The sequence below is a fragment of the Variovorax sp. P1_H2 genome (assembly GCF_056405295.1).
Genome location: NZ_JBFUCJ010000115.1, coordinates 1 through 21996, shown reverse-complemented (window position 1 = coordinate 21996; position 21996 = coordinate 1). Strand labels below are relative to the sequence as shown.

At 68.7% G+C, this 21996-nt stretch carries 22 protein-coding genes and 2 tRNA genes; 13 read left to right on the top strand and 11 right to left on the bottom strand.

The features are described 5' to 3' along the window. A partial coding sequence (locus tag AC1D2E_RS28695) for a YqhA family protein (RefSeq protein WP_478200547.1) occupies positions 1–360 on the bottom strand: 360 nt, incomplete at its 3' end. Between the two features lie 163 nt (positions 361–523). On the opposite strand from AC1D2E_RS28695, the gene acs reads away from it, so the two are divergent. After that, positions 524–2521: an acetate--CoA ligase gene (acs, locus tag AC1D2E_RS28690; RefSeq protein ID WP_478200546.1), complete on the top strand. Its 1998-nt coding sequence runs from the start codon at positions 524–526 to the stop codon at positions 2519–2521. Positions 2522–2592: 71 nt separating this feature from the next. On the opposite strand, the gene AC1D2E_RS28685 is transcribed toward acs, so the two are convergent. Further along, positions 2593–2991: a DUF488 domain-containing protein gene (locus AC1D2E_RS28685; RefSeq protein ID WP_478200545.1), complete on the bottom strand. Its 399-nt coding sequence runs from the start codon at positions 2989–2991 to the stop codon at positions 2593–2595. A gap of 23 nt (positions 2992–3014) precedes the next feature. Beyond that, positions 3015–4865, bottom strand: a complete 1851-nt coding sequence (locus tag AC1D2E_RS28680; RefSeq protein WP_478200544.1) for a PhoX family protein — start codon at positions 4863–4865, stop codon at positions 3015–3017. Positions 4866–4956: 91 nt separating this feature from the next. Between AC1D2E_RS28680 and AC1D2E_RS28675 the strand changes: the two genes are divergently transcribed. Continuing rightward, positions 4957–5793 (top strand): crotonase/enoyl-CoA hydratase family protein, encoded by an 837-nt coding sequence (locus AC1D2E_RS28675; protein ID WP_478200543.1) that lies wholly within the window; start codon positions 4957–4959, stop codon positions 5791–5793. A 9-nt stretch (positions 5794–5802) separates the two neighbouring features. Here AC1D2E_RS28675 and AC1D2E_RS28670 read toward each other — a convergent pair whose 3' ends face one another. Beyond that, on the bottom strand, positions 5803–6474 hold the full coding sequence (locus AC1D2E_RS28670) for a nitroreductase (protein ID WP_478200542.1): 672 nt from the start codon (positions 6472–6474) through the stop codon (positions 5803–5805). A gap of 92 nt (positions 6475–6566) precedes the next feature. On the opposite strand from AC1D2E_RS28670, the gene AC1D2E_RS28665 reads away from it, so the two are divergent. The 3 genes from AC1D2E_RS28665 to AC1D2E_RS28655 all read left to right on the top strand — a co-directional run bounded on the left by AC1D2E_RS28665 (position 6567) and on the right by AC1D2E_RS28655 (position 8110). Further along, positions 6567–6767 (top strand): hypothetical protein, encoded by a 201-nt coding sequence (locus AC1D2E_RS28665; protein WP_478200541.1) that lies wholly within the window; start codon positions 6567–6569, stop codon positions 6765–6767. A gap of 39 nt (positions 6768–6806) precedes the next feature. Then, positions 6807–7691: a LysR substrate-binding domain-containing protein gene (locus tag AC1D2E_RS28660; protein WP_478200540.1), complete on the top strand. Its 885-nt coding sequence runs from the start codon at positions 6807–6809 to the stop codon at positions 7689–7691. 179 nt (positions 7692–7870) lie between these two features. Then, complete coding sequence (locus tag AC1D2E_RS28655; RefSeq protein ID WP_478200539.1) at positions 7871–8110, top strand: DNA-directed RNA polymerase subunit alpha C-terminal domain-containing protein; 240 nt, start codon at positions 7871–7873, stop codon at positions 8108–8110. A gap of 81 nt (positions 8111–8191) precedes the next feature. On the opposite strand, the gene AC1D2E_RS28650 is transcribed toward AC1D2E_RS28655, so the two are convergent. Beyond that, positions 8192–8389, bottom strand: coding sequence for a hypothetical protein (locus AC1D2E_RS28650; RefSeq protein ID WP_478171453.1), 198 nt, complete (start codon positions 8387–8389; stop codon positions 8192–8194). A 101-nt stretch (positions 8390–8490) separates the two neighbouring features. On the opposite strand from AC1D2E_RS28650, the gene AC1D2E_RS28645 reads away from it, so the two are divergent. Beyond that, positions 8491–9750, top strand: coding sequence for an NUDIX hydrolase (locus tag AC1D2E_RS28645; protein ID WP_478200538.1), 1260 nt, complete (start codon positions 8491–8493; stop codon positions 9748–9750). A 6-nt stretch (positions 9751–9756) separates the two neighbouring features. On the opposite strand, the gene AC1D2E_RS28640 is transcribed toward AC1D2E_RS28645, so the two are convergent. Further along, the gene (locus AC1D2E_RS28640; protein ID WP_478171455.1) at positions 9757–10134 is read right to left on the bottom strand and encodes a VOC family protein; all 378 of its coding nucleotides are present in this window, start codon (positions 10132–10134) and stop codon (positions 9757–9759) included. Between the two features lie 30 nt (positions 10135–10164). Then, positions 10165–10241 (bottom strand) — tRNA-Arg (locus AC1D2E_RS28635). 202 nt (positions 10242–10443) lie between these two features. Between AC1D2E_RS28635 and AC1D2E_RS28630 the strand changes: the two genes are divergently transcribed. The 4 genes from AC1D2E_RS28630 (at position 10444) to AC1D2E_RS28615 (ending at position 14445) form a co-directional block, all read left to right on the top strand. Then, positions 10444–11262 carry a class I SAM-dependent methyltransferase gene (locus AC1D2E_RS28630; RefSeq protein ID WP_478200537.1) on the top strand — a complete coding sequence of 273 codons (819 nt, stop codon included), beginning with the start codon at positions 10444–10446 and terminating at the stop codon, positions 11260–11262. Positions 11263–11525: 263 nt separating this feature from the next. Next, the gene (locus AC1D2E_RS28625; RefSeq protein WP_478200536.1) at positions 11526–12638 is read left to right on the top strand and encodes a mandelate racemase/muconate lactonizing enzyme family protein; all 1113 of its coding nucleotides are present in this window, start codon (positions 11526–11528) and stop codon (positions 12636–12638) included. 191 nt (positions 12639–12829) lie between these two features. Further along, on the top strand, positions 12830–13222 hold the full coding sequence (locus tag AC1D2E_RS28620) for a hypothetical protein (RefSeq protein ID WP_478200535.1): 393 nt from the start codon (positions 12830–12832) through the stop codon (positions 13220–13222). A 329-nt stretch (positions 13223–13551) separates the two neighbouring features. Continuing rightward, on the top strand, positions 13552–14445 hold the full coding sequence (locus AC1D2E_RS28615) for a DUF72 domain-containing protein (RefSeq protein WP_478200534.1): 894 nt from the start codon (positions 13552–13554) through the stop codon (positions 14443–14445). Positions 14446–14537: 92 nt separating this feature from the next. Here the strand turns inward: AC1D2E_RS28615 and AC1D2E_RS28610 are convergent. The 3 genes from AC1D2E_RS28610 to AC1D2E_RS28600 all read right to left on the bottom strand — a co-directional run bounded on the left by AC1D2E_RS28610 (position 14538) and on the right by AC1D2E_RS28600 (position 17212). After that, positions 14538–14614: transfer RNA gene (locus AC1D2E_RS28610), tRNA-Pro, on the bottom strand. A 51-nt stretch (positions 14615–14665) separates the two neighbouring features. Next, a complete protein-coding gene (locus tag AC1D2E_RS28605) occupies positions 14666–15370 on the bottom strand; it encodes a glutathione binding-like protein (protein ID WP_478200533.1) in 705 nt (234 codons plus the stop codon). Between the two features lie 162 nt (positions 15371–15532). Further along, positions 15533–17212, bottom strand: coding sequence for an FAD-dependent oxidoreductase (locus AC1D2E_RS28600; protein ID WP_478200532.1), 1680 nt, complete (start codon positions 17210–17212; stop codon positions 15533–15535). A gap of 134 nt (positions 17213–17346) precedes the next feature. On the opposite strand from AC1D2E_RS28600, the gene AC1D2E_RS28595 reads away from it, so the two are divergent. The 3 genes from AC1D2E_RS28595 (at position 17347) to AC1D2E_RS28585 (ending at position 20941) form a co-directional block, all read left to right on the top strand. After that, positions 17347–18210, top strand: a complete 864-nt coding sequence (locus tag AC1D2E_RS28595; protein WP_478200531.1) for a GNAT family N-acetyltransferase — start codon at positions 17347–17349, stop codon at positions 18208–18210. A 121-nt stretch (positions 18211–18331) separates the two neighbouring features. Continuing rightward, entirely contained in the window at positions 18332–20476 is a 2145-nt protein-coding gene (gene ppk1 / locus AC1D2E_RS28590; protein WP_478200530.1) for a polyphosphate kinase 1, read from the top strand. 3 nt (positions 20477–20479) lie between these two features. Next, complete coding sequence (locus tag AC1D2E_RS28585; RefSeq protein ID WP_478171461.1) at positions 20480–20941, top strand: SixA phosphatase family protein; 462 nt, start codon at positions 20480–20482, stop codon at positions 20939–20941. 22 nt (positions 20942–20963) lie between these two features. Here the strand turns inward: AC1D2E_RS28585 and AC1D2E_RS28580 are convergent. Beyond that, on the bottom strand, positions 20964–21996 hold a 1033-nt coding region (locus tag AC1D2E_RS28580; RefSeq protein ID WP_478200529.1), incomplete at its 5' end, for a Ppx/GppA phosphatase family protein.

The following is a 21996-nucleotide window of genomic DNA, read 5'->3' as shown; positions in this document are numbered from 1 at the left end:
GCTCACGAAGGTCTCGTAGCCACCGACGATCACCATGATCAGCAGGTTGGAGATCATCACGACGTCGATCAGCGCCAGCACGACCAGCATGATCACCGTCTCGTTGAGCGAAGCAACCGGCGCCGAGGTCTTGTAGCCGATGCTCGTCACCAGGGCCTGCAGCGCATCCTCGCTGCCGAAGCCAGCTTCGACCAGGTGGGTCAGTTCGACCAGGAAATGCACCACGTACACGGCCTGGGCCACGATCAGGCCCAGGTACAGCGGCAGTTGCAGCCAGCGGCTGGCGAAGATCAGGTTGGGGAGCGGACGCAGCGGCGAGACCTTGCCCGTTCTTGGAATGAGAGGGTTGTCGTTTGACATCGAAAGGTTTCGGCGGAACTTGCCAACAACGTAAACGGGCGATTCTAGGGGCGGCGCGCGTCGTCGCGACGCTATTCCGGGCGCTAACATGTCCCGTCAGTCGTCCGTAAGTGGGGAACCCGACATTACCGCCGGAACATCACGTCAGCTAAAGGAGACAAGAATGAGCAGCGCATCGACGATCGAATCCGTCCTGGTCGAAAGCCGTGTCTTTCCGCCGGACGAGCGGGCCAGCGCAGGCGCGCGCATCCCCAGCATGGCGGCCTACGACGCCCTCTGCAAGGAGGCGGCGGACGACTTCGACGGCTTCTGGGCCCGCCAGGCCAGGGCCAACGTGGTGTGGAGCAAGCCCTTCACGCGCACGCTCGACGAGTCGGATGCGCCTTTCTACAAGTGGTTCGAGGACGGCGAGCTCAACGCCTCGGCCAACTGCCTGGACAAGCACATCGGCACGCCGGTCGAGCACAAGACCGCGATCCTCTTCGAGGCCGACGACGGCACGGTCACGCAGGTCACGTACAAGGAACTGCTGGCGCGGGTCTCGCAGTTCGCCAATGCGCTCAAGGCCGAGGGCATCCGCAAGGGCGACCGGGTCATCATCTACATGCCGATGAGCATCGAAGGCGTGATCGCGATGCAAGCCTGCGCCCGCATCGGCGCCACGCACAGCGTGGTCTTCGGCGGCTTCTCGGCCAAGGCGCTGCAGGAACGCATCATCGACGCCGGCGCGGTGGCCGTCATCACCGCCAACTTCCAGATGCGCGGCGGCAAGGAGCTGCCGCTGAAGGCGATCGTCGACGACGGCCTGGCGCTGGGCGGCTGCGAATCGATCACGAGCGTGCTGGTGTACCAGCGCACCGCCACCGCCTGCCCGATGGTGGCCGGGCGCGACAAGACCTTCGCCGAGGCCCTGAAGGGGCAGGCCAGCGTTTGCCCGCCGGTGCCGGTGGGCGCCGAGCACCCGCTGTTCATCCTCTACACCTCCGGCTCGACCGGCAAGCCCAAGGGCGTGCAGCATGCCACCGGCGGCTACCTGCTGTGGGCCAAGCTCACGATGGACTGGACTTTCGACATCCGTCCCGAAGACGTGTTCTGGTGCACGGCCGACATCGGCTGGATCACCGGCCACAGCTACGTCGCCTACGGTCCGCTGGCCGCCGGCGCGACCCAGGTGGTGTTCGAGGGCATTCCGACCTTCCCGCACGCGGGCCGCTTCTGGCAGATGGTCGAGAAGCACAAGGTCTCGATCTTCTACACCGCGCCGACCGCCATCCGYTCCCTGATCAAGGCCGCCGACAGCGACGAGAAGGTCCATCCGAAGAACTGGGACCTGTCGTCGCTGCGCATCCTGGGCACCGTGGGCGAGCCGATCAACCCGGAAGCCTGGATGTGGTACCACCGCCATGTCGGCGCCGAGAAATGCCCGATCGTCGACACCTTCTGGCAGACCGAGACCGGTGGCCACGTGATCACGCCGCTGCCGGGGGCCACGCCGCTGGTGCCGGGCTCGTGCACGCTGCCGCTGCCGGGCATCATGGCCGCGATCGTCGACGAGACCGGCCGTGACCTGCCCAACGGCGCCGGCGGCATGCTGGTGATCAAGCGGCCCTGGCCCTCGATGATCCGCACCATCTGGAACGACCCCGAGCGCTTCAGGAAGAGCTATTTCCCCGAGGAGATGGGCGGCACGATCTACCTCGCGGGCGACGGCGCGGTGCGCAGTGCCGACCGCGGCTACTTCCGCATCACGGGGCGCATCGACGACGTGCTCAACGTCTCGGGCCACCGGCTGGGCACCATGGAGATCGAATCGGCCCTGGTGGCCAAGACCGACCTGGTGGCCGAGGCGGCGGTGGTCGGCCGGCCCGACGACCTGACCGGCGAGGCGGTCTGCGCCTTCGTCGTCCTGAAGCGCGGCCGCCCGGCCAGCGACGAGGAAGCGCGCAAGATCGCGGCCGAGTTGCGCAATTGGGTGGCGAAGGAGATCGGCCCGATTGCAAAACCGAAAGATATCCGCTTCGGAGAGAATCTTCCGAAGACACGCAGCGGCAAGATCATGCGTCGGCTGCTGCGCTCGATCGCCAAGGGCGAGGCTATCACGCAGGACACGTCGACCCTGGAGAACCCCGCGATCCTCGAACAATTGGGACAAGGATACTGACGACTCCTACCGGGCGGAGAGCGGAGCAGACCGCCGCCTCGATGCAGCGGCTCGCGAACATCATGGCCAGATCAGCCCACGATATCCGCGCCGCGCTCCGCCAGCAGCGCACGAAGGAAGGACCGATGGCAATGCGCCTCGTCCTCGCAGTAGCAGCCGACCGAGAACGCGCTCTGGTGCGACAGCGCGGCCAGCAGGTCCAGGCTGCGGCTCGCGTCCGCCTCGGCCATCTCGCTCTTGTACTTGCGCCCGAAGGCGGCCCATTGCGCGGGCACGCCCGATGCCACGGCGGCCTGCGCCTGCTTCATTGTCTCGACCGAGGGCGCCAGGTTCGGGTACCAGACGTCATACCAGTTCTGCGAAGCGAACTCCGCCTTGGGGACGCCGCGCGGCGGCCGGCGAACCGTGCCGATGCGCAGGCCCTCGTCGGGCGCGCGGTCGCTGCCGAGGCGAACGATGCGGATGGCCATTTTCTTTTCCTCTCCTTTGACAATCAGGTGCCCACGATACCGCCATCCTGCCGCCGGACGACCACCGTCGCCGAGCGTGGCCGCGCGCTGCCGGGCACGGTGCCGTCGGGCCAGGCGCTGCTCGGCGTGCCGCTCGCGCCTTCGCGCGTCTCGCCCGGGTGCTGGATGTTGACGAACAGGCTGCGCCGGTCCGGGGTCAGCACGCACCCCGTGATCTCGCAGCCGCTCGGGCCGACCAGGAAGCGCTTGATGACACCGCTGGCCGGGTCCGCGCAGAGCATCTGGTTGTTGCCGAAGGCGGCCATCGGCGCCTTGCCGATCGCGCTCCCGCTCATGTCGGTCTGGATCCACAGCAGGCCGCCGCTGTCGAAATGCAGTCCGTCGGGGCAGCCGAAAGCGTCGGCGCCGGCGCTCGGGTAGCGCGCGCCGGCGCCCGGCAGGGCGGGGTCGCCGGCCAGCACGAAATGGTCCCAGGCGAAGCCGGTGCTGGCGGCGTCGCGGCCGTCCTCGCGCCAGCGCAGGATGCCGCCGAAGATGTTGTCCGCGCGCGGGTTGGCGGCGTCTACCGGCGGCATGCCGGGCCGGCCGCGCGAGGCATTGTGGGTCAGCGTGACATAGACGTCGCCGCCCGTGGGGTCGACCGCGATCCATTCGGGCCGGTCCATCCGGGTCGCGCCGACGATGTCGGCCGCCCGCCGTGCATGGATCAGCACCTCGGCCTGGCCGGCGAAGCCGCTCGCGGCATCGACGCCGCCCAGGCCGTGCCGCAATTCGAGCCATTGCCCGCGACCGCCGTCGTCGTAGCGCGCCACGTACAGCGTGCCCTCGTCGAGCAGGTGGCGGTTGGCGGCCCGCGCGGCGGCATCGTTGCCGGGCCGCACCTTGTCGCGGCTCACGAACTTGTAGATGTACTCGAAGTTCGAGTCGTCGCCCATGTAGACCGCGAGCCGGCCGTCCTTCGCCAGCCTGCAGGTGGCGCTCTCCTGGGCCTTGCGGCCGAGCGCGGTGCGCTTGACCGGCGTGGACGCCGGATCGAAGGGGTCGATCTCGACCACCCAGCCGAAGCGGTTCGATTCGTTGGGATGCTTCGCGAGATCGAAGCGATCGTCGACGCGCCAGTAATCGACCCAGGATCCAGTGGCAAGGCCGTAGCGGCGCTGCGCCGCGGTGGCCTGCGCCAGCGCATCCTTCGGCGCGCCGAAGTAGACGTGGAAGTTCTCCTCGCAGCTCAGGTAGGTGCCCCAGGGCGTGACGCCCATGGCGCAGTTGGCGAAGGTGCCTGCCACATGCTCGCCGGCCGGGTCGGCCGCGGTGCGCAGCAGCGGGCTGCCCCTTGCAGGACCCGACAGGCGCATCGGCGTCTGCCCGTGGATGCGGCGGGCAAAGCGCGAGGGCAGCACCCGGCGCCAGCCCGATGCCGTGAGCTCGACCTCGATCACCGAGACACCCATCGCGTGCAGCGACTTGCGGGCCTTGTCGAGGGTCAGGGGCCTGGCGCCGTCCGGGTGCAGCAGCTGCTCGTCGGTGTACTCGTGGTTCATCGCCAGCAGGCCGCGATCGGCGCGGCCGTCGAGCGCGAAGAAATGCATGCCGTCATGGTGCATGCCGGCCTGCAGCGCCTGGTCGGCGGCGCTGTTCGATGCGTCGGGCGCGAAGGCCGGCATGGCGCCTGCGATGCCGGTCGGCGAGCCCCAGGGGTAGAGCACCTGCGCCTCGTAGCCGGGCGGCACCGTGACGGCATCGCGCAGCGTCGCCGGCACGGCGGCGAAGCCCAGGCGCTCGTCGCCGGCCGGTCGCGCGCGGGCCTCGCCCAGCAGGGCGACGACGGCGGCAGCGGCCCCGGATCGAAGGAACTGGYGGCGGGCGATCGGCATGGTGGGTACTGTTGACTGGGCGACAGCACCATCATCGCCGAGCATCGATACTGGCTGCCACCGAACCTGAACCGAACACCAGGAGACATCCGTGAACGAACGCATCGAATCCATCCGCCACGCCGACGGCGTGGTCGAACTGCACATGGCGCGCGCCGACAAGATGAACGCGCTCGACCCGGCGATGTTCGACGCCCTGATCGACGCCGGCAGCCGCCTGCGCGATGACCCGGCCGTGCGCGCAGTGGTGCTGGCCGGCCGCGGCAAGGCCTTCTGCGCCGGGCTCGACATGAAATCCTTCGAGCGCATGGGGCAGGGCGCTGCCGGCTCGGTGCTCGGCGCCGGGGCCGCCGGCGCCGACATCATGGCGCGCACCCACGGCATCGCCAACGCGGCGCAGCAGGTGGCCATGGTCTGGCGCCAGGTGCCGGTGCCGGTGATCGCCGCGGTGCATGGCGTGGCCTTCGGCGGCGGCTTCCAGGTGGCGCTCGGCGCCGACGTGCGGCTGGTCGCGCCGGACACCAAGATGTCGGTGATGGAGATCAAGTGGGGCCTGGTGCCCGACATGGGCGGCATCGTGCTGATGCGCGAACTGGCGCGCGACGACGTGGTGCGCGATGTGACTTTCACGGGGCGCATCTTCTCGGGCGAGGAGGCCGTGACGCTCGGCTTCGCGACGCGTGTCGCGGCCGATCCGTTGGCCGAGGCGCTGGCGATGGCGCACGAGATCGCGCAGAAGAACCCCGACGCGATCCGCGCCGGCAAGCGGCTGCTCAATGCGGCGATGGTGCCGGGTGCGGCCGAGCTGCTGCTGGCCGAGTCGCGCGAGCAGAAGGCCCTGATCGGCAGCCCGAACCAGACCGAGGCCGTGCGCGCGAATGTCGAGCGGCGGGCGCCGCGGTTCGGCGACGTGCCGCCGGCGGGCTGAGGCCGCGGCTCAGAGGCCGCGGAAATTCAGCCATTCGTGGGTCGGCGCGCGGTCGCTCACGAGGCCGTTGACCGCATGCTCGGGATCGCGGTGGCCGATCGACATGCCGCAGAACAGCATCCGCTCGGCCGGCAGGTCGATCGCCGCGCCGACGGTTCTGGGGTAGATCGCCCAGCATTCCTGTGCGCAGCTGTCGAGGCCCTCGCCGCGCAGCAGCAGCATCACGGTCTGCAGGTACATGCCCAGGTCCGACCATTGCGGCGGTCCCATGCTGCGATCGACCGAGCAGAACAGCGCCAGCGGCGCGCCGAAAAAATCGAAGTTGCGGGAGAACCAGCGGCGCCGCGCCGCCTTGTCCTCGCGCGGAATGCCGAGCCGCGCATACATCGCCTCGCCGACCTGGAAGCGCCGGTCGCGCCAGGGTGCACGCAGGGCCGGCGGGTAGACGTCGTACTCGGTCGGCTCGGTTTCGCCGCCCTGGGCCAGCTTCTCGCGCATGCGCGCCCTCAGCGCCGCGAGCGCGTCGCCCGCGAGCACGTCGATGTGCCAGGGCTGCAGGTTGCCGCCCGAGGGCGCGCGCGCGGCCAGGGTCAGTACCCGGCGGAGGGTCTCGCCGTCGACCGGCGTCGGCAGGAAGGCGCGGGTGGAGTGGCGGCTGGCGACGGCTTCCTGGATCTGCATGGCGTTCGATGCGAAGTGGGTCGGGCGAGTTTAAGCAGGGCGTCAGGCGCAGGCGGCATACTCTCGCCGTGCCCATGCACCTACTTCATCGTTTGGCAGCGGAAGAACTGCCCGTCGCCGTCGCCGGAGGCGCGGATGTCGACGCCGTGCGCGTGCTCAGCATGGCCGGGCACGTCAGGGCGACGATTCCCAAGCCGCTGCGGACGCTGGACGGCTACCAGCAGCCGCCGGCCATGGTCAACGAGATCACTTCGCTGGGCCGCACCATGCTGAAGCGCTTTCCGATTCGCTAGCAGCCGTGCGTCATCCACACTGAAGCGGCAGGCGAAGGCTTGAAGACCACGGTCGAAGAATTGCAGGCGTTCGCCGCCGTCGTCGATGGCGGCTCGATCACCGCCGCGGCCGAGCAGCTCGGCCAGACCGTCTCGGGCATCAGCCGGGCGCTGGGACGGCTGGAACGCAAGCTGGCCACCACCCTGCTGCGGCGGACCACGCGCCGGCTCGAGCTCACCGAAGAGGGCCGGGCCTTCCTGGCGCATGCGCGCGCCATCCTGATCGCGATGGACGACGCCGAGGAGCAGATGGCGGCGCGGCGCGAGAAGCCCGCCGGGCGGCTGCGCGTCAATGCCGCGTCGCCTTTCATGCTGCATGCCATCGTGCCGCTGGTGCCGGCGTTCCGCCTCGCCTATCCGCAGATCGCGCTCGAACTCGACAGCGACGAACTCAACATCGACCTGCTCGAGCGCCGTACCGACATCGCGATCCGCATCGGCGCGCTGCGCGATTCGACGCTGCACGCGCGCCCGATCGCCACCAGCCGGCTGCGGGTGCTGGCCAGCCCGGCCTACATCGCCGCGCACGGCCGGCCGAAGAGCCTGGCGGCCCTGGCGCGCCATACGCTGCTGGGCTTCACGCAACCCGAGTCGCTCAACCGCTGGCCGTTGCGCGGGCCGCACGGAGACGAATGGCCGATCGCGCCGGCGCTCACCGCATCGAGCGGCGAGACCTTGCGCCAGCTGGCGCTCGCGGGTGCGGGCATCGTCTGCCTGGCCGACTTCATGACCGCCGCCGACTGCGCCCGCGGCGACCTGGTGCAACTGCTGACCCGGGATACGGTGGAGGTGCGACAGCCGATCAACGCGGTGTACTACCGCAACACCCAGCTGTCGGCACGGATCACCTGCTTTCTCGACTTCATCGCAGAGCGCCTGGGTTGAGGCGAGGCTCCTGGAAAACCCTGTATTAAATAAATACAATCGTCTGAAAAAGAGGCAGTCTCATTGTCCTCGTTTCAGTCGAAGCGATTGATTTTGAAGCGGATTTCCTCGAAACAGGGGCTCGGCGCGGATGGCATGAACTGTGCAAGTTCCAGCCATCGTTTTCAGGAGGTCTCGCCATGGATCCACGCAACCCTGCCTTTGCCGCCGCTTCGGACTCGATTCTCGACGCCGACATCGCGGTCTTGCGGCTGTGCGACCGCACCACCAATCTGCTGCGCGTCAATGAACTCAATACCGTCCGCGACCTGGTCCGGCTGCCGGCCCGCAAGCTGTTCGCGCTGTCGCGGCTGGGCCGCAATTCGCTGCGCGAGATCGTCGACAGCGTCGACCGCCAAGGGCTGCGACTGGCGGATTAGATGATTGATTGCCCGACGGCCCGACGGCCCGACGGCCCGACGGCCCGGCGGTGAAGTGGAGCGGCCTCGGCGGCCGAGGCCTCAGCGACCCTGGTTGAGGCGCTCCAGGCCCTGCTCGGTCAGGAACTTGCCGCCTTGCCTGTCGCAGCCGACGAGGCCGTTCGACAGCAGGCGTTCGGAGACGCTGATCGAATCGGTGGGCGAGCGCCGCGTGCGGGCTTCCTGCAGGGCCTGCAGCGTGCGCCATTGTTCTTCATTGAGCTGAATCTTCTTGACCAAGTGGACCTCCTTCGACGCGCGCAAGTGTGGCGCAATCGGCGGCTCGCTTCCTCCCCATTACAGACGAGGCACGAAGCTGGTAAAACGGCACCCGACCTCGAATGAAACCAGCGTCCCACTCCTTTTCCTCCTCGTCGGCGCCGAAGCGCCCGATCCGCTTCGCGGCAACCCTGATCGTCCTGCGCGACGGCGCTGCCGGCCTCGAAGTGCTGATGCTGCGCCGGGCCGAAAAGGAGGGTGACCAGAACAGCGGCGCCAGCGTTTTCCCGGGCGGCGGCGTCGATCCCCAGGACCTCCTGCTGCATGCATGCTGCGCCGGGCTCGACGACGCCGCGGCCAGCCGGCGGCTGGCGCTGCCGGCCGGTGGCCTCGACTTCTACGTGGCGGCGGTCCGCGAGTGCTTTGAGGAGGCCGGCCTGTTGTTCGCCAGCGGTGCCGATGGGCGCCCGGTCGCCCTCGACCACCTGGCCGACGACGAGATCTCGGCGCTGCGCACGGCCACGGAGGAGGGCGCCGAATCGCTGCGCGGGCTCTGCGACCGGCACGGCTGGCGGCTGGCCGTCGACCGGCTGGCCTATTTCGCCCACTGGCTCACGCCGCCCGGCATGCCGCGGCGCTTCGACACCCGTTTCTTCGTCGCGCTGGCTCCGACCGGGCAGCAGGCCCGCCCCGACGGACGCGAAACGGTGGAGCACCTCTGGCTGCGGCCGGCCGAGGCCCTCGATCCGGCGCGCGGGCTGCGGCTCATGAACGTGCAACGCCGGATCCTGCAGCAGCTCGAGGCCTTCGACAGCGCCGAGGCCTGCCTGGCGCATGCCCGGGGGGTGCAGCAGATCCCGCTGGTCATGCCGCGCCGCGCGATGGCCGGGGACGGGCTGCGGGCCGTGAACCCCGACGAGCCGGCCTATGCGGAGATTGCCCGCATCGATCCGGACGGCGAGGGCCACGGCCGCTGCGAGTTGGCCGACGGGCTCGCGATGTTCCTCTCGCCACGGGTGCTGCGGGTCACCGCGCGCCGGGCCGGCGCACTGGTCAATGGCTACCTGGTCGGCGGCGACCGCAACGAGTGGGCGCTGATCGATTTCGAACCCGGCGACGAGCGGCATCGGTCCTTGTTGCTGGCGTCGGCGCCGGGCCCGGTGCGCTGGGCGCTGTCTCTGGACGCGATGCCGCCGGCCGGGAGCGACTGCATCGACCTCGGCGGCTGCAGGTTGCGCGCGCTGCCCCACGGCTTCCTGCTGGAAGAAGAAAGGATGCTGTTCGTCGCCGGGACGGCGCCGATGCCGGCCCTCGGCGGCGTCGACGTCGAAGTCGTCGTCGAATGGCTGGCGCCGCGCAGCGGCTTCCTGCTGCGCGCTTGAGCGCATTCAGGCCGCGTTCTGGATCACGGCCATGATGTTGCCTTCGCTGTCCTTGAACCAGGCCGCCCTGGCGCCGCCCTGGGCGACGATGCCGTTGGCATCCTTGCCCGGCATGTCGTAGTCCTCGAAGACCACGCCGCGCGCCTTCAGTTCGACGACCTCGCGCTCGATGTCTTCGACCTGCCAGAAGGCCTGGCTGGCTTGCGAAGTACCGGCGTTCGGGGTCGGATACAGGAAGCAGCCGGTGCCGCCGGCGAAGGCGTAGTGCACGCCCCCGGCGATCTCGGCCTGGGGCTTGAAGCCCAGCGTGTCCTCGTAGAAGCGGCGCGCCCGAGCCAGGTCACGGGCGGGAATGTAGGCGTACATGGGGGATTGCTGCAGCATCGATGTCTCCTTCGCGGGAATCACGTGCAATGGCGCGGCGGACAGGAATCGAACCCGTAACCCCCAGCTTAGAAGGCTGGTGCTCTATCCGGTTGAGCTACCGCCGCGCAGGAAAAAAGAGAATCGCGACCGGCGTGCGAAGGCACGCGGGTGCGAGGATCGCGATTCTACGGTGGCTGCGAACCGGCGCCGGGCGCCGAGGTGTCCCTCCGGCGCCGTTTGCCTGATGATCGGGCCAGCGCGCTCGCTGCGGTCCGCACCGTGGCCGCGACCCGGCGAAGCGTTGCTTCGCCCAGCAGGAGGCCCGCCATGGATATGTCTGGTTCTGACGCGATGTTCGCCGGCTCGATCCCGGAGCTGTACGACACCCGCCTGGTGCCGCTGATCTTCGCGCCCTGCGCGGTCGATCTCGCGCGCCGGGCGGCGGCGCTGGCACCGCTTCGCGTGCTCGAGACGGCCGCCGGCACCGGCGTCGTCACCCGCGAATTGGCGAAGGTCTTGCCGCCAGCGGTCGAGCTGGTCGCGACCGACCTGAACCCGCCGATGCTGGCGCGCGCGGCTGCGGTTGGCGCCGCGCGTCCGGTGATCTGGCAGCAGGCGGACGCCATGCACCTGCCCTTCGACGATGCCGGATTCGATCTCGTGGTCTGCCAGTTCGGGGTCATGTTCTTTCCCGACAAGACGGGCGCCTTCGCCGAGGCGCAGCGGGTACTTCGGCCCGGCGGTGCGCTGCTGTTCAACGTCTGGGACCGGATCGACGAGAACGAGTTCGCGCAGGAGATCACTGCCGCGCTYGGCGCGCTCTACCCCGCAGATCCGCCGCGATTCCTGGCGCGCACGCCGCACGGCTACTTCGACCGCCAGGCGATCGCGCGCGATCTGGCCGGCGCGGGCTTCATCGTGGCACCGGTGTTCGAGACCGTGACGGCGTGCAGTCGCGCCGAGTCGCCGCTGGGGCCGGCCATCGCCTATTGCCAGGGAACGCCGCTGCGCAACGAGATCGAGGCCCGCTCGCCGGACGGTCTTGGTGCTGCCACCAGGGCGTGTGCGCAAGCCCTGGCGAAGCGCTTCGGCACCGGGGCGGTCGAGGGGAAGATCCAGGCCCATGTGGTGCTCGCGAGAATCTGAAGGGCGGCGGCCGGGCCCCTCAACGCAAAATGCCGGTAGCGACGCTAAGTCACTACCGGCATTCACTTTTTCATGGTCGGGCGAAACCGATCAAAAGATGCCTTGAAACCCGTCAAGAAAAGCTGACCTTCGTCAAAGTTACTGAACGGGCCAGGCGCCGCCAGTCGCGACTGACGGCTCTCCAGGTAGGGCGACGAGCGAATTGATCAACATCCCGGAACCCGTCATCATCGACGGCACACGATTGGTGCAGAGGTCCAGCCATGAAGATCGAGCGCATCGAGATCCACCTCATCCGCGTGCCCTTCGACATGGGCGCGGCGCCAAAGGCCTTTGCCGGCATGAACTGGACGTCCGTGGACTCGCTGTTCGTGCGCGTGTGCACCGATGTCGGCGTCGAGGGTTGGGGCGAAGGGTGGGGGCACGTCGCCTGTCCGACCACGAGTGCAGCGCTGGCGAGCCTGGTCGGACCCGCGTTCATCGGACGCGAGGTTTCCGACCGGTCCGCGTTGATGGCCGAGATGGCGCACCGCTTTCACATTCATGGACGCAGCGGCCCGGTCGTCTATGCGCTGTCGGCCATTGAGATCGCGTTGTGGGACATCGCCGGCAAGGTGGCATCGTTGCCGATCGCATCGCTGCTCGGCGGAGCGCCGCGCGAACTGACTGCCTATGCGAGCCTGCTGCGCTACGCGGAACCGGAGTTGGTCGCACGAGCGGTCGAACGCGCCCTGGCCCAGGGGTTCCGACACATCAAGCTGCACGAAGTCCGGCTGGAGACCGTACGCGCTGCGCGTGCCGCCTGCGGCGAGTCCGTGTGGATGGCCCTGGACACCAACTGCCCTTGGAGCGTATCGCAGTCGATCGACAACGCACGAGCACTGGAAGCCTCGCGGCTGGCTTGGCTGGAAGAGCCGCTATGGCCGCCGGAGGACTTCCATGGTTTGGCTCGCGTGCGCGCAGCTGCCTCCACGCCGATCGCCGCCGGCGAAAACGTCGCCGGCATCCACGAGATGGAGTCCATGCTGCGCACGGGCGCGGTCGACATCTGTCAGCCCAGCGTCATCAAGTTCGGCGGCATCGAGGCGGTCGCTCAGGCCGTGACCCTGGCGCGCGCGCACGGCGTCGACTATGTGCCGCACTGCTTCTACTTCGGCCCCGGCTTTCTGGCGTCGCTGCACTTGGCTGCAGCGTACGCACCGGAGGTGCCGTTTGAACTCTTCTTCGGCGACCTGCAGGCCAGCCCCTACCACGACGCGGTGCGGGCTCGCGACGGCCAGCTGGCCGTGCCGACGGGACCGGGGCTCGGGATAGAGCCGGACCTGGCCGTGATCGATCGCTGTCGTCTGGGCGCGCCGATCGTGATCGGGCGCTGATCCGATCGGCATTCAGGTCGGGCACGGGCGGTTTCTCGCTGCCGGCGGTCGTCCGCCGAGCCCTGCGCCGCCGCCGTCGCGAATCTGTGTCAACCATGGAGCTAAGACCATCGTTGTACTTTGGCCATCTGCTGATGGCGCGGCGACTCGATCAACTCCCAAGGACATCCATGAGCAAACTTCTCGCAGTCATGATCACCGGCCTGTTCGCAGCAAGCGCCTATGCGCAAAATCCGGCGGGGGCATCGTCGGAGCAACAACCTGTGACGAACAGCAAGGCCCAAAATCGCGCCCAAACCAAGGTGGAAGCGCGCCCCCAAGGCATGGTGAAGAAGCCGACTGGCGACCAAGCCACCAGCCCCGAACTCAATCCTGAGGCCAGCGGCGGCAAGGCTGCCACGGCAGGCCAGAACAAGGCCAGCGCCAAGCCCCAAGGCATGGTGAAGAAGCCGGCTGGCGACCAAGCCACCAGCCCCGAACTCAATCCTGAGGCCAGCGGGGGCAAGGCCGCGACCGCGGGACAGGCCAAGGTCGGCGCGCGCGATGCCAAGGCGGCGGCCAAGAAGCAACCCGCCACCAATTGACCGGCTTTCGGCGTTTGATCTAGAAAGCGCCCCGGGGCTGATCTCCTGGCGCGCCGCTTCGGCGGCCAGGCGTACAGCCGCTGTGGCCCGTTCCGGCTATTACGGCCGACCTGCGCAGTGCCGGACAAGCTGCCGCCACCCGTCGAAGGCCTCCTGATGCCCTGGAGCCGCTCTTCGAGAGTTGCGAACCGGAAATGCTGTGTAGCTGATCAGCACACCTGTGCGGCGACCTGTGCACGATGCTGAACACCCGCTATGGCATGAGCGGGAGCGTGCCCCGTCGCGCTCGTCGAGCGCCGCCCGGTGGCTGGAGCCGATAGCATGTGACGATGAGCATCCTGGTCGGCACCGCCTCTTGGACTGACAAGACGCTGATCGACTGCGGGCGCTTCTATCCGAAGGAGGCGAAGACGCCAGAAGCGCGCCTGCGCTTCTATTCGTCGATCTTCCCGTTGGTCGAGGTCGACTCGAGCTATTACGGGATCCCGACGCCAACCAACGCCAACAATTGGGCCGAGCGCACGCCTGAGGGCTTCGTGTTCAACGTCAAGGCGTTTCGCTTGTTCACCGGCCACCAGACCGACCCCAAGGTGCTGCACAAGGACCTCAAGGAGGCGCTGGGCACGTCCAAGACGCTCTACTACCGGAGTACGCCGCCCGAGATCCGAGCCGAGCTGTGGCGGCGCTTCATCGACGCGCTGGCGCCCCTCAAGACCGCGGGCAAGCTGGGGCTGGTCCACTTCCAGTTTCCGCCGTGGCTGATGTGCAATCGTGAAGGGCATAACCATGTGCGGCACTGCGTCGAGCAAATGGCCGGCCACACCGTCAGCATTGAGTTTCGGCACGAGTCCTGGCTCAACGAGGCGCACCGCGGCGGCACGGTCGATTTCCTGCGCGAGCTGCACGCGGTGCACACCGTCATCGACGGCCCGCAGGGCTTCGCCAACAGCGTGCCGCTGCTGGCCGAGGCCACGAACCCCGACTACGCCCTGGTGCGTCTGCACGGCCGCAACATCGACACCTACAACATCAAGGGCGCTGCGTCGGCGGCCGAGCGCTTCGACTATGACTATCCGGATCAGGAGCTAAAGGAAATCATGGTCGAGGTGGTGCGCCTGGCGTACAAAGTGCGCAACACGCACCTCATTTTCAACAACTGCGACGAGGACAAGGGCCAGCGCAACGGCATCACATTCATGAAGATGCTGCTGGCACACGGCTGACCGTTAGAAGGATGCCGAATCGTTAGAAATTTGCGGTCCGAAACGCAAAACGCCTGCAAGAAGCTAAGTCCTTGCAGGCGTTCACTTTTTGATGGTCGGGGCGAAAGGATTCGAACCTTCGACCCTCTGGTCCCAAACCAGATGCGCTACCAGGCTGCGCTACACCCCGACGAGCCTTCCATTCTAACCTGCGAATCGGGGACGAGCCGGCGGGCCTGCCTCATCGACGCTGATATTGCGTGTTGCCGAACAAGACCTCACGCTCCTTGTCGCCCGTGATCGGCTGCCGCAGGTCGGCCAGCACCTTGACGCCGCGCTGCACCGCCGGCCGCGCGGCGATCGCGTCGAACCACCGCTTGAGGTGCGGGTAGTCGGTGAGGACGATGCCCTGGTTCTCCCAGCTGCGCAGCCACGGAAAGATCGCGATGTCGGCGATCGAATAGCTCTTGCCGGCGATGAACTTGCTGCTCGACAGCTGCTTGTCGATCACGCCATAGAGGCGCCTGGCCTCGTTGCTGTAGCGGTCGATGGCGTAGCCGATCTTCTCGGGCGCATAGATGCGGAAGTGGTGCGCCTGGCCGAGCATCGGGCCGACGCTGCCCATCTGGAACATCAGCCACTGGAGCACCTCGTAGCGCTCGCGGTCGCCGGTCGGCAGGAGCTTGCCGGTCTTGCCGGCCAGGTAGACCAGGATTGCGCCCGACTCGAAGAGCGAGATCGGCTTGCCGTCCGGTCCGTCGGGATCGGTGATGGCCGGAATCTTGTTGTTCGGGCTGATCTTCAGGAAGGCGGGCTCGAACTGGTCGCCCTTGCCGATGTTGACCGGATGGGCGCGGTAGGGGAGGCCGCACTCCTCCAGCATGATGTGAACTTTGTGGCCGTTGGGCGTGGGCCAGGAATAGACGTCGATGGGGGCTTGGGTCATGTCCGAGGAATCCAGGAGGGTGAACGAAAGGCCGGCCAGCATAGCCCCGGCCGCAATTTCGTGCAGGCGGACCCTGGCTTCGGCCTGCCCGACCTGTCGCCCGCGCGCATGGCACCCCATCCGGTCCTCGCCCGGCTCGAGCTTTCCTTGCGAACGCGCGTCTCAGGCCGTTGTCGCCGCCGGCGCCAGGTGCTGATGGATCAGCGCGACCACCGCGGCGCCTTCGCCGATGGCGCCGCCGACCCGCTTGACCGAGCCCGAGCGCACGTCGCCGACCGCGAACACGCCGGGCACGCTGGACTCGAGCRCGGCCGCGGTCTTGGCCGGAAAGCCGCCGCGCGCCGCCTGTCCCGTGAGCACGAAGCCGTGCTTGTCGAGGGCGACGCCGCAGCCCTCGAGCCAGTCGGTCTCGGGCACCGCGCCGATGAAGAGGAAGATGTTGCGTGCCGGGCAGTCTTCCAGCTGGCCGCTGCGCCGGTCGCGCCAGGTCGCGCCGTTCAGGCCGCTGCCCGGCTCGCCGTGGAGCGCCACCAGCTCGGTGTACGGATGCAGCTCGATGTTGTCGCTGGCCTCGATGCGGTCGATCAGGTAGCGCGACATGGTCGCGGCCAGCGAGGGGCCGCGCACCAGCACGTTCACCTTGGCGGCATGCTGGGACAGGAACACCGCGGCCTGGCCGGCCGAGTTGCCGCCGCCCACCAGCGCGACCTCCTGCCGGGAGCACAGCTTGGCCTCCAGTGCCGAGGCCCAGTACCAGATGCCCCGGCCCTCGAAATCGGACAGCCGCGGCACCTCGGGCCGGCGGTAGCGCGCACCGCTGGCGATCACCAGCGTCCTCGACTTCAGGCGCCGGCCGTCGGTCAGCCGCACGGAGAGTTCTCCCCGCGTTTCGGCGGCCGTGCAGTCGAGCGATTCGACCTGCGCCGGGATCAGCATCTCGACGCCGAACTTCTGCGCCTGCACGTAGGCGCGCCCGGCCAGCGCGCCGCCCGAGATGCCGGTCGGGAAGCCCAGGTAGTTCTCGATCCGCGCGCTGGCGCCGGCCTGGCCGCCGAAGGAGCGGCAGTCGACCACGAGGACGCGCAGGCCCTCGGAGGCCGCATAGACCGCGGTCGCCAGGCCGGCCGGTCCGGCGCCGACCACCAGGACGTCGAACAGGTCGTCGTGCGCGATGCTGTCGACCATGCCCAGGCAGCGCGCCAGCGCGTGCTCGGTGGGATTCGGCATCACGGTGCCGTCGGGGCAGACCACCAGCAGCTCGGCTTCGCCGTACTGCTCGAGCAGCGCGGCAGCATCGACGTCCCGGGTGGCGTCGACCACCTGGTAGGGATGGCCGTTGCGGCCCAGGAAATTCTGCAGCCGCAGCACCTCGGCCGATTGCGGCGGCCCGATCAGCACCGGCCCGCTGGCACCCGATTCGATCAGCGCCACGCGGCGCAGGATCATCGCCCGCACCAGCCGCTCGCCCAGGTCGGCCTCGGCGATGATCAGCGCCCGCAGCTGGTCCGGCGGCACCAGCAGGGTCTCGACGTCTTCCTCGGCGTGGCCGTCGACCAGGGCCGGCCGGCCCGAGAGCTGGGCGACCTCGGCCAGGAACTGGCCCGGCCCCTGGTGCTCGATCGGCACCACGTGGCCGAGGCCGTCGCGCTGGGTGATCGCCACCACGCCCTCGAGTACCACGAACATCCCCGGCCCGGGCTCGCCGGCGCGGAACAGGCAGTCGCCGCGCGCGTAGCGCCGCACGCTGCCGAAGCGCCGGATGCGCCCGATGTCCGCGGCGCTCAGCACCGGAAACATCTGGTGGCGGCGGGTCTCGACTTCGATTCTTGTTTCGGTGGCCATCACAACTCCATGGAACGCATCTGCGGCATTAAACGCCGAAGCGGGCGAGACCGCGTGCCGTCATGCAATTGACTCCGAACCGACATGCCCGCTTCATCGCCGGTGACCAGACTGCGTCCGCAGAAAGGCTCCCCATGAAAGAACTGCCCACGCCGACTTTCCCGTTCTCCCAGCTGGGCCTGCGCGGCGCCCTGTGGCCCGTGCCCGACCCGGCACGCGGACCCGATGCAATACCCGTGCCTCGCGCGCCGACCGGCGCCGTCGACGCCGCCGGCGGCATCAGCGTGGGCTGGGCCCGCCATCAGGACGAGGTGCGCGCCGCCCAGCGCCTGCGCTACGAGGTGTTCGCGGGCGAAATGGGCGCGCGGCTGGCGACGCCGGTCGCCGGCCATGACGTCGATCTCTTCGACGACTTCTGCGAGCACCTGCTGGTGCGCGACGGCGCCAGTGGCCAGGTGATCGGCACCTACCGGGTGCTGACGCCGGCCCAGGCCCGGCGCGTCGGCAGCACCTACAGCGACATCGAGTTCGACCTGACCCGGCTGCGCGACCTGCGCGAGCGCATGGTCGAGCTGGGCCGCAGCTGCGTGCATGCCGATCATCGCCAGGGCGGCGTGATCCTGGCGCTGTGGGGCGCACTGGCCGGCTTCATGGCCCGCAACAAGCTCGACACCATGATCGGCTGCGCCAGCATCCCGATGTGGCACCACGGCGTGACCAGCGGCGACGCCGCAGCCAGCATCTGGCGCCAGCTGTCGGCGACGCACATGGCGCCGATCCAGTACCAGGTGCAGCCGCGGCTGCCGCTGCCGGTGCACCAGCTCGATGAGGCGCTCGAGGTCGAGCCGCCGGCGCTGATCAAGGGCTATCTCCGGCTTGGCGCCAAGGTGCTGGGCCCGCCGGCCTGGGATCCGGACTTCAACACCGCCGACCTGCCCATGCTGATGCGCATCGACGAACTGCCGGCCCGCTACAGGCGGCACTTCTCGGCACGCTGAGCGCGCGTGTCCGGTCGGGATTCCGTCACGCAACCGTCACAAAAATGTCATGTTCGTCCTCGACACTGGCATGCTGCGACCGTTGCGCATTCCTGCGACGGTTGTTACAGAATCCTTCTTCATGCCGCCAGCCACTTCCGAGACAACGCCTGTTATTGCCGAAGCCGAAGCTCCCCTGACCCTGCTCGATCGGGACCATGCGATCCTGGCCTTCAACGAGCGCGTGCTCGACTGGGCCTATCGCGCCGAGGTGCCGCTGATCGAGCGGCTGCGCTACCTCTGCATCGTGTCCGCCAACCTCGACGAATTCTTCGAGGTGCGGGCCGCGCCGCATCTGGCGGCAGGCGTGGCCGGCGAGCAGAAGGGCAGCTATACGGTCGCGTCCTTCGAGCGTCTCGCCGAGGCGGCCCATACGCTGGTGGGGCGCCAATACGCGCTCTACAACGACGGCCTGATCCCGGCCTTCGCCGGCGTGGGAATCCACATCATCTCGCACGGCGAGCGCAATCCGGCCCAGCGCAAATGGGTGCATGAGTATTTCGAGCGCGAGGTTCGCCCGCTCCTGATCCCGGTCGGGCTCGATCCGGCCCATCCCTTTCCGCAGGTCGCCAACAAGTCGCTCAACTTCATCGTCCGGCTGGGCGGCAAGGACGCCTTCGGCCGCGAGAATCCGATCGCGATCCTGAAGGTTCCGCGCGTGCTGCCGCGGGTGATCCGCCTGCCGGCCAGGCTGTCGGGCGGCAAGACGCTCGTCATCGCGCTGTCCAGCGTGGTGCGGGCCCATCTGTCGAGCATGTTCCCGGGCCGCGAGGTGGGCGAGTTCTCCCAGTTCCGCGTGACGCGCCATTCCGACCTGGCGGTCGACGAGGAAGACGTGCGCAACCTGCGCACCGCGCTGCGCCAGGGCCTGCAGCACCGCCATTTCGGCCAGGCCGTCCGGCTCGAAGTGTCGGCCAGCTGTGCCGAGTCGCTGGCGAGCTTCCTGCTGGCGCAGTTCGAGCTGCCGCCGCAGGCGCTCTACCGCGTGCACGGCCCGGTCAACCTGGCGCGCCTGACGCAGCTGATCGACCTGCTCGACGAGCCGCAGCTGCGGTTTCCGCCGTACCTGCCGTCCTATCCGATCACGCTGTCGCCGGGCCAGTCCTTCTTCGACCGGCTGCAGCGCGGCGACGTGCTGATCCACCAGCCCTTCGAGAGCTTCGCCGGCGTGCTGGCCTTCCTGCGCGAGGCGGTGCAGGACCCCCAGGTGCTGGCGATCAAGCAGACCATCTACCGCACCGGCACCGATTCGGAGCTGATGGACCTGCTGCGCGAGGCCGTCCGACGCGGCAAGGAAGTGACGGTGGTGGTGGAGCTCAAGGCGCGCTTCGACGAAGAGGCCAACATCAACTGGGCCGAGATGCTCGAGTCGATCGGCGTCCAGGTGGTCTACGGCGTGGTCGGCCTGAAGACGCACGCCAAGATGCTGCTGGTGACGCGCCGCGAGGGCAAGCGCATGCAGCGCTACGGCCATTTGTCGACCGGCAACTACAACCCGCGCACCGCCGCGCTCTACACCGACATCAGCCACCTCACGGCCGACCCGCTGCTGACCTCCGACATGGAGGCGGTGTTCGTCCACCTGGCCGGCCAGAGCCGGCTGCCGAAGCTGCATCGCATGTGGCTGGCGCCCTTCGACCTGCACCGCAACCTGATTGCGCGCATCGATGCGCTCGGCGCCGCGGCGGCGGCCGGCGAAACCGCCCGCATCGTCGTCAAGATGAACGCGCTGACCGACGAGGCGCTGGTCGCCGCGCTGGTTCGCGCGGGAAGGGCCGGCGTCAAGATCGATCTCATCGTGCGCGGCGCCTGCACCCTGCCGGCCCGGGTGCCGGGCCTGACCGACAACATCCGCGTGCGCTCGGTGATCGGCCGCTTTCTCGAGCACTCGCGGGTCTTCTATTTCCGCCACGGCGCAGACGAGGCGCTGTACCTGTCGAGCGCCGACTGGATGAACCGCAACATGCTGCGGCGCATCGAACTGGCCTGGCCGGTGACCGACCCGGTGCTGCGCCAGAGGCTCATCGACGAGTGCCTGGTGGCCTACCTGCACGATGGCCGGGACGCCTGGGACCTCGGCGCCGACGGTGCCTACCACCGGGTCGACCAGGACACGCATGCGGGCGAGGAGGGCGCGTCGCGGGCCATCGAGGTCCATGGCGCCCAGACCGCGCTTATGAACCGCTACGCATCGCGCGGGAGCAGCCGCGCGGTATCACTGGACTGAACCATGGACCTCATTTTCTGGCGCCATGCCGAGGCGGAAGACTGGACCGAAGGCTGCGACGACCTGCAGCGCTCGCTGACCGCCCGCGGCGAGAAGCAGGCCAAGCGGATGGCCGCCTGGCTCGACCGGCAACTGCCCGAGGGCACCCGCATCGTCTGCAGCCCGGCACGGCGCTGCGAGCAGACGGTGCAGGCGCTCGGGCGCAAGTTCAAGATGCGCGCCGAACTCGCGCCCGACACCACGCCCGACGCGCTGCTGGAGGCCGCCGGCTGGCCGAACGGGAAGTCGGTGGTGCTGATGGTCGGCCACCAGCCTTCATTCGGCCAGGCGATCTCGCGGCTGCTGGGGCTGCAGCAGGACAGCTGCCCGGTGCGCAAGGGCGCCGTCTGGTGGGTCCGCACGCGCGAGCGCGACGGCGACGTGCAGACCGTGCTGGTGACCGTGCAGGCGCCCGAGCTTCTGTAGCGTCGTCGGGGCGCAAGGCCCCTCAGAATCCCGCGAGCTCGACCCGCCACGGGGTCTTTTGCCAGGCCAGCACTTCTTCGCGCAACAGGTGCGAGGACTGCGGGAACAGGGCCGACCAGTCGGGCCGGCAGCCGATGACGAAGCGCCGCGCATCGGGGCGTTCGAGCGTGAAGCCCTGCAGGTCCGGGTCGCGGCGCGCGTGACAGAGGATCACGGCCAGCCTCAAGGCGACCAGCTGCGCGACGAAAGCCTCGTCGTCCAGGGCGCTTTCCAGTTTGCGCAGCTTGCCGCGATGCCCCAGCACCAGCTGGCTCAGCGCGTGCATCTCGTTGACCGCGAAGCCGGGTGCATCGGCGTTGTCCAGGATGTAGGCGCCGTGCTTGTGGTATTCGCTGTGGGAGATCTGGGCCCCGATCTCGTGCAGTTGCGCGGCCCAGCCCAGCTTGCGCAGCGCCCGGCCGGCGCGGCTGGTGGTGCTGCCGCCGCGCGCCGCCGGATTCAGCTGCACGTAGAGCGAGGCCGCGGTTTCGCCGACCCGCTTGACCTGGGCGGCATCGACCGGGAAGCGGGTTGCGAGCCGGGCCACGGTGGCGGTGCGCAGGTCGGCCACGGTGTCGTCGCGCTCCAGCAATTCATACAGCACGCCGTGGCGCAGCGCGCCCTGGGCGACCCGCATCTCCTCGATCTCGAGCAGGTCGAACACCGCGCGCAGCACGCTGACGCCGCCGCCGATCACCGCCTTGCGGTCTTCCCGCATGCCCTCGATGCGCAGCCGGTCGGCGCTGCCGGCCCGCAGCAGGCGGTCGACCAGCCAGTCGAGGCCATCGCGCGTGATCAGGCCGGGCTCGTTGCCGGCCGCGGCCAGCACGTCGCCGACGGCGCCGATGGTGCCCGAGGCGCCGTACGCGACGTCCCAGCGGTCGGGCACGTAGGTGCCCAGGGCGTCGTCGAGCACCGCCTTGGCCGCCACCTCGGCGGCCTGGAAGGCCGATGGGGTGAACAGCCCCTGCTGGAAATGCTTCATCGACCAGGCGACGCTGCCGACCCGGTAGGAC

Excerpts from the sequence above, each read along its gene's own strand:
- AC1D2E_RS28605 (WP_478200533.1), bottom strand. The coding sequence starts at position 15,370 with ATGACCCAAGCCCCCATCGACGTCTATTCCTGGCCCACGCCCAACGGC.
- AC1D2E_RS28655 (WP_478200539.1), top strand. The coding sequence starts at position 7,871 with ATGGATCCACGCAACCCTGCCTTTGCCGCCGCTTCGGACTCGATTCTC.
- AC1D2E_RS28595 (WP_478200531.1), top strand. The coding sequence starts at position 17,347 with ATGAAAGAACTGCCCACGCCGACTTTCCCGTTCTCCCAGCTGGGCCTG.
- AC1D2E_RS28670 (WP_478200542.1), bottom strand. The coding sequence starts at position 6,474 with ATGCAGATCCAGGAAGCCGTCGCCAGCCGCCACTCCACCCGCGCCTTC.
- AC1D2E_RS28625 (WP_478200536.1), top strand. The coding sequence starts at position 11,526 with ATGAAGATCGAGCGCATCGAGATCCACCTCATCCGCGTGCCCTTCGAC.
- AC1D2E_RS28685 (WP_478200545.1), bottom strand. The coding sequence starts at position 2,991 with ATGGCCATCCGCATCGTTCGCCTCGGCAGCGACCGCGCGCCCGACGAG.
- ppk1 (WP_478200530.1), top strand. The coding sequence starts at position 18,332 with ATGCCGCCAGCCACTTCCGAGACAACGCCTGTTATTGCCGAAGCCGAA.
- AC1D2E_RS28620 (WP_478200535.1), top strand. The coding sequence starts at position 12,830 with ATGATCACCGGCCTGTTCGCAGCAAGCGCCTATGCGCAAAATCCGGCG.
- AC1D2E_RS28585 (WP_478171461.1), top strand. The coding sequence starts at position 20,480 with ATGGACCTCATTTTCTGGCGCCATGCCGAGGCGGAAGACTGGACCGAA.
- AC1D2E_RS28645 (WP_478200538.1), top strand. The coding sequence starts at position 8,491 with ATGAAACCAGCGTCCCACTCCTTTTCCTCCTCGTCGGCGCCGAAGCGC.
- AC1D2E_RS28640 (WP_478171455.1), bottom strand. The coding sequence starts at position 10,134 with ATGCTGCAGCAATCCCCCATGTACGCCTACATTCCCGCCCGTGACCTG.
- AC1D2E_RS28615 (WP_478200534.1), top strand. The coding sequence starts at position 13,552 with ATGAGCATCCTGGTCGGCACCGCCTCTTGGACTGACAAGACGCTGATC.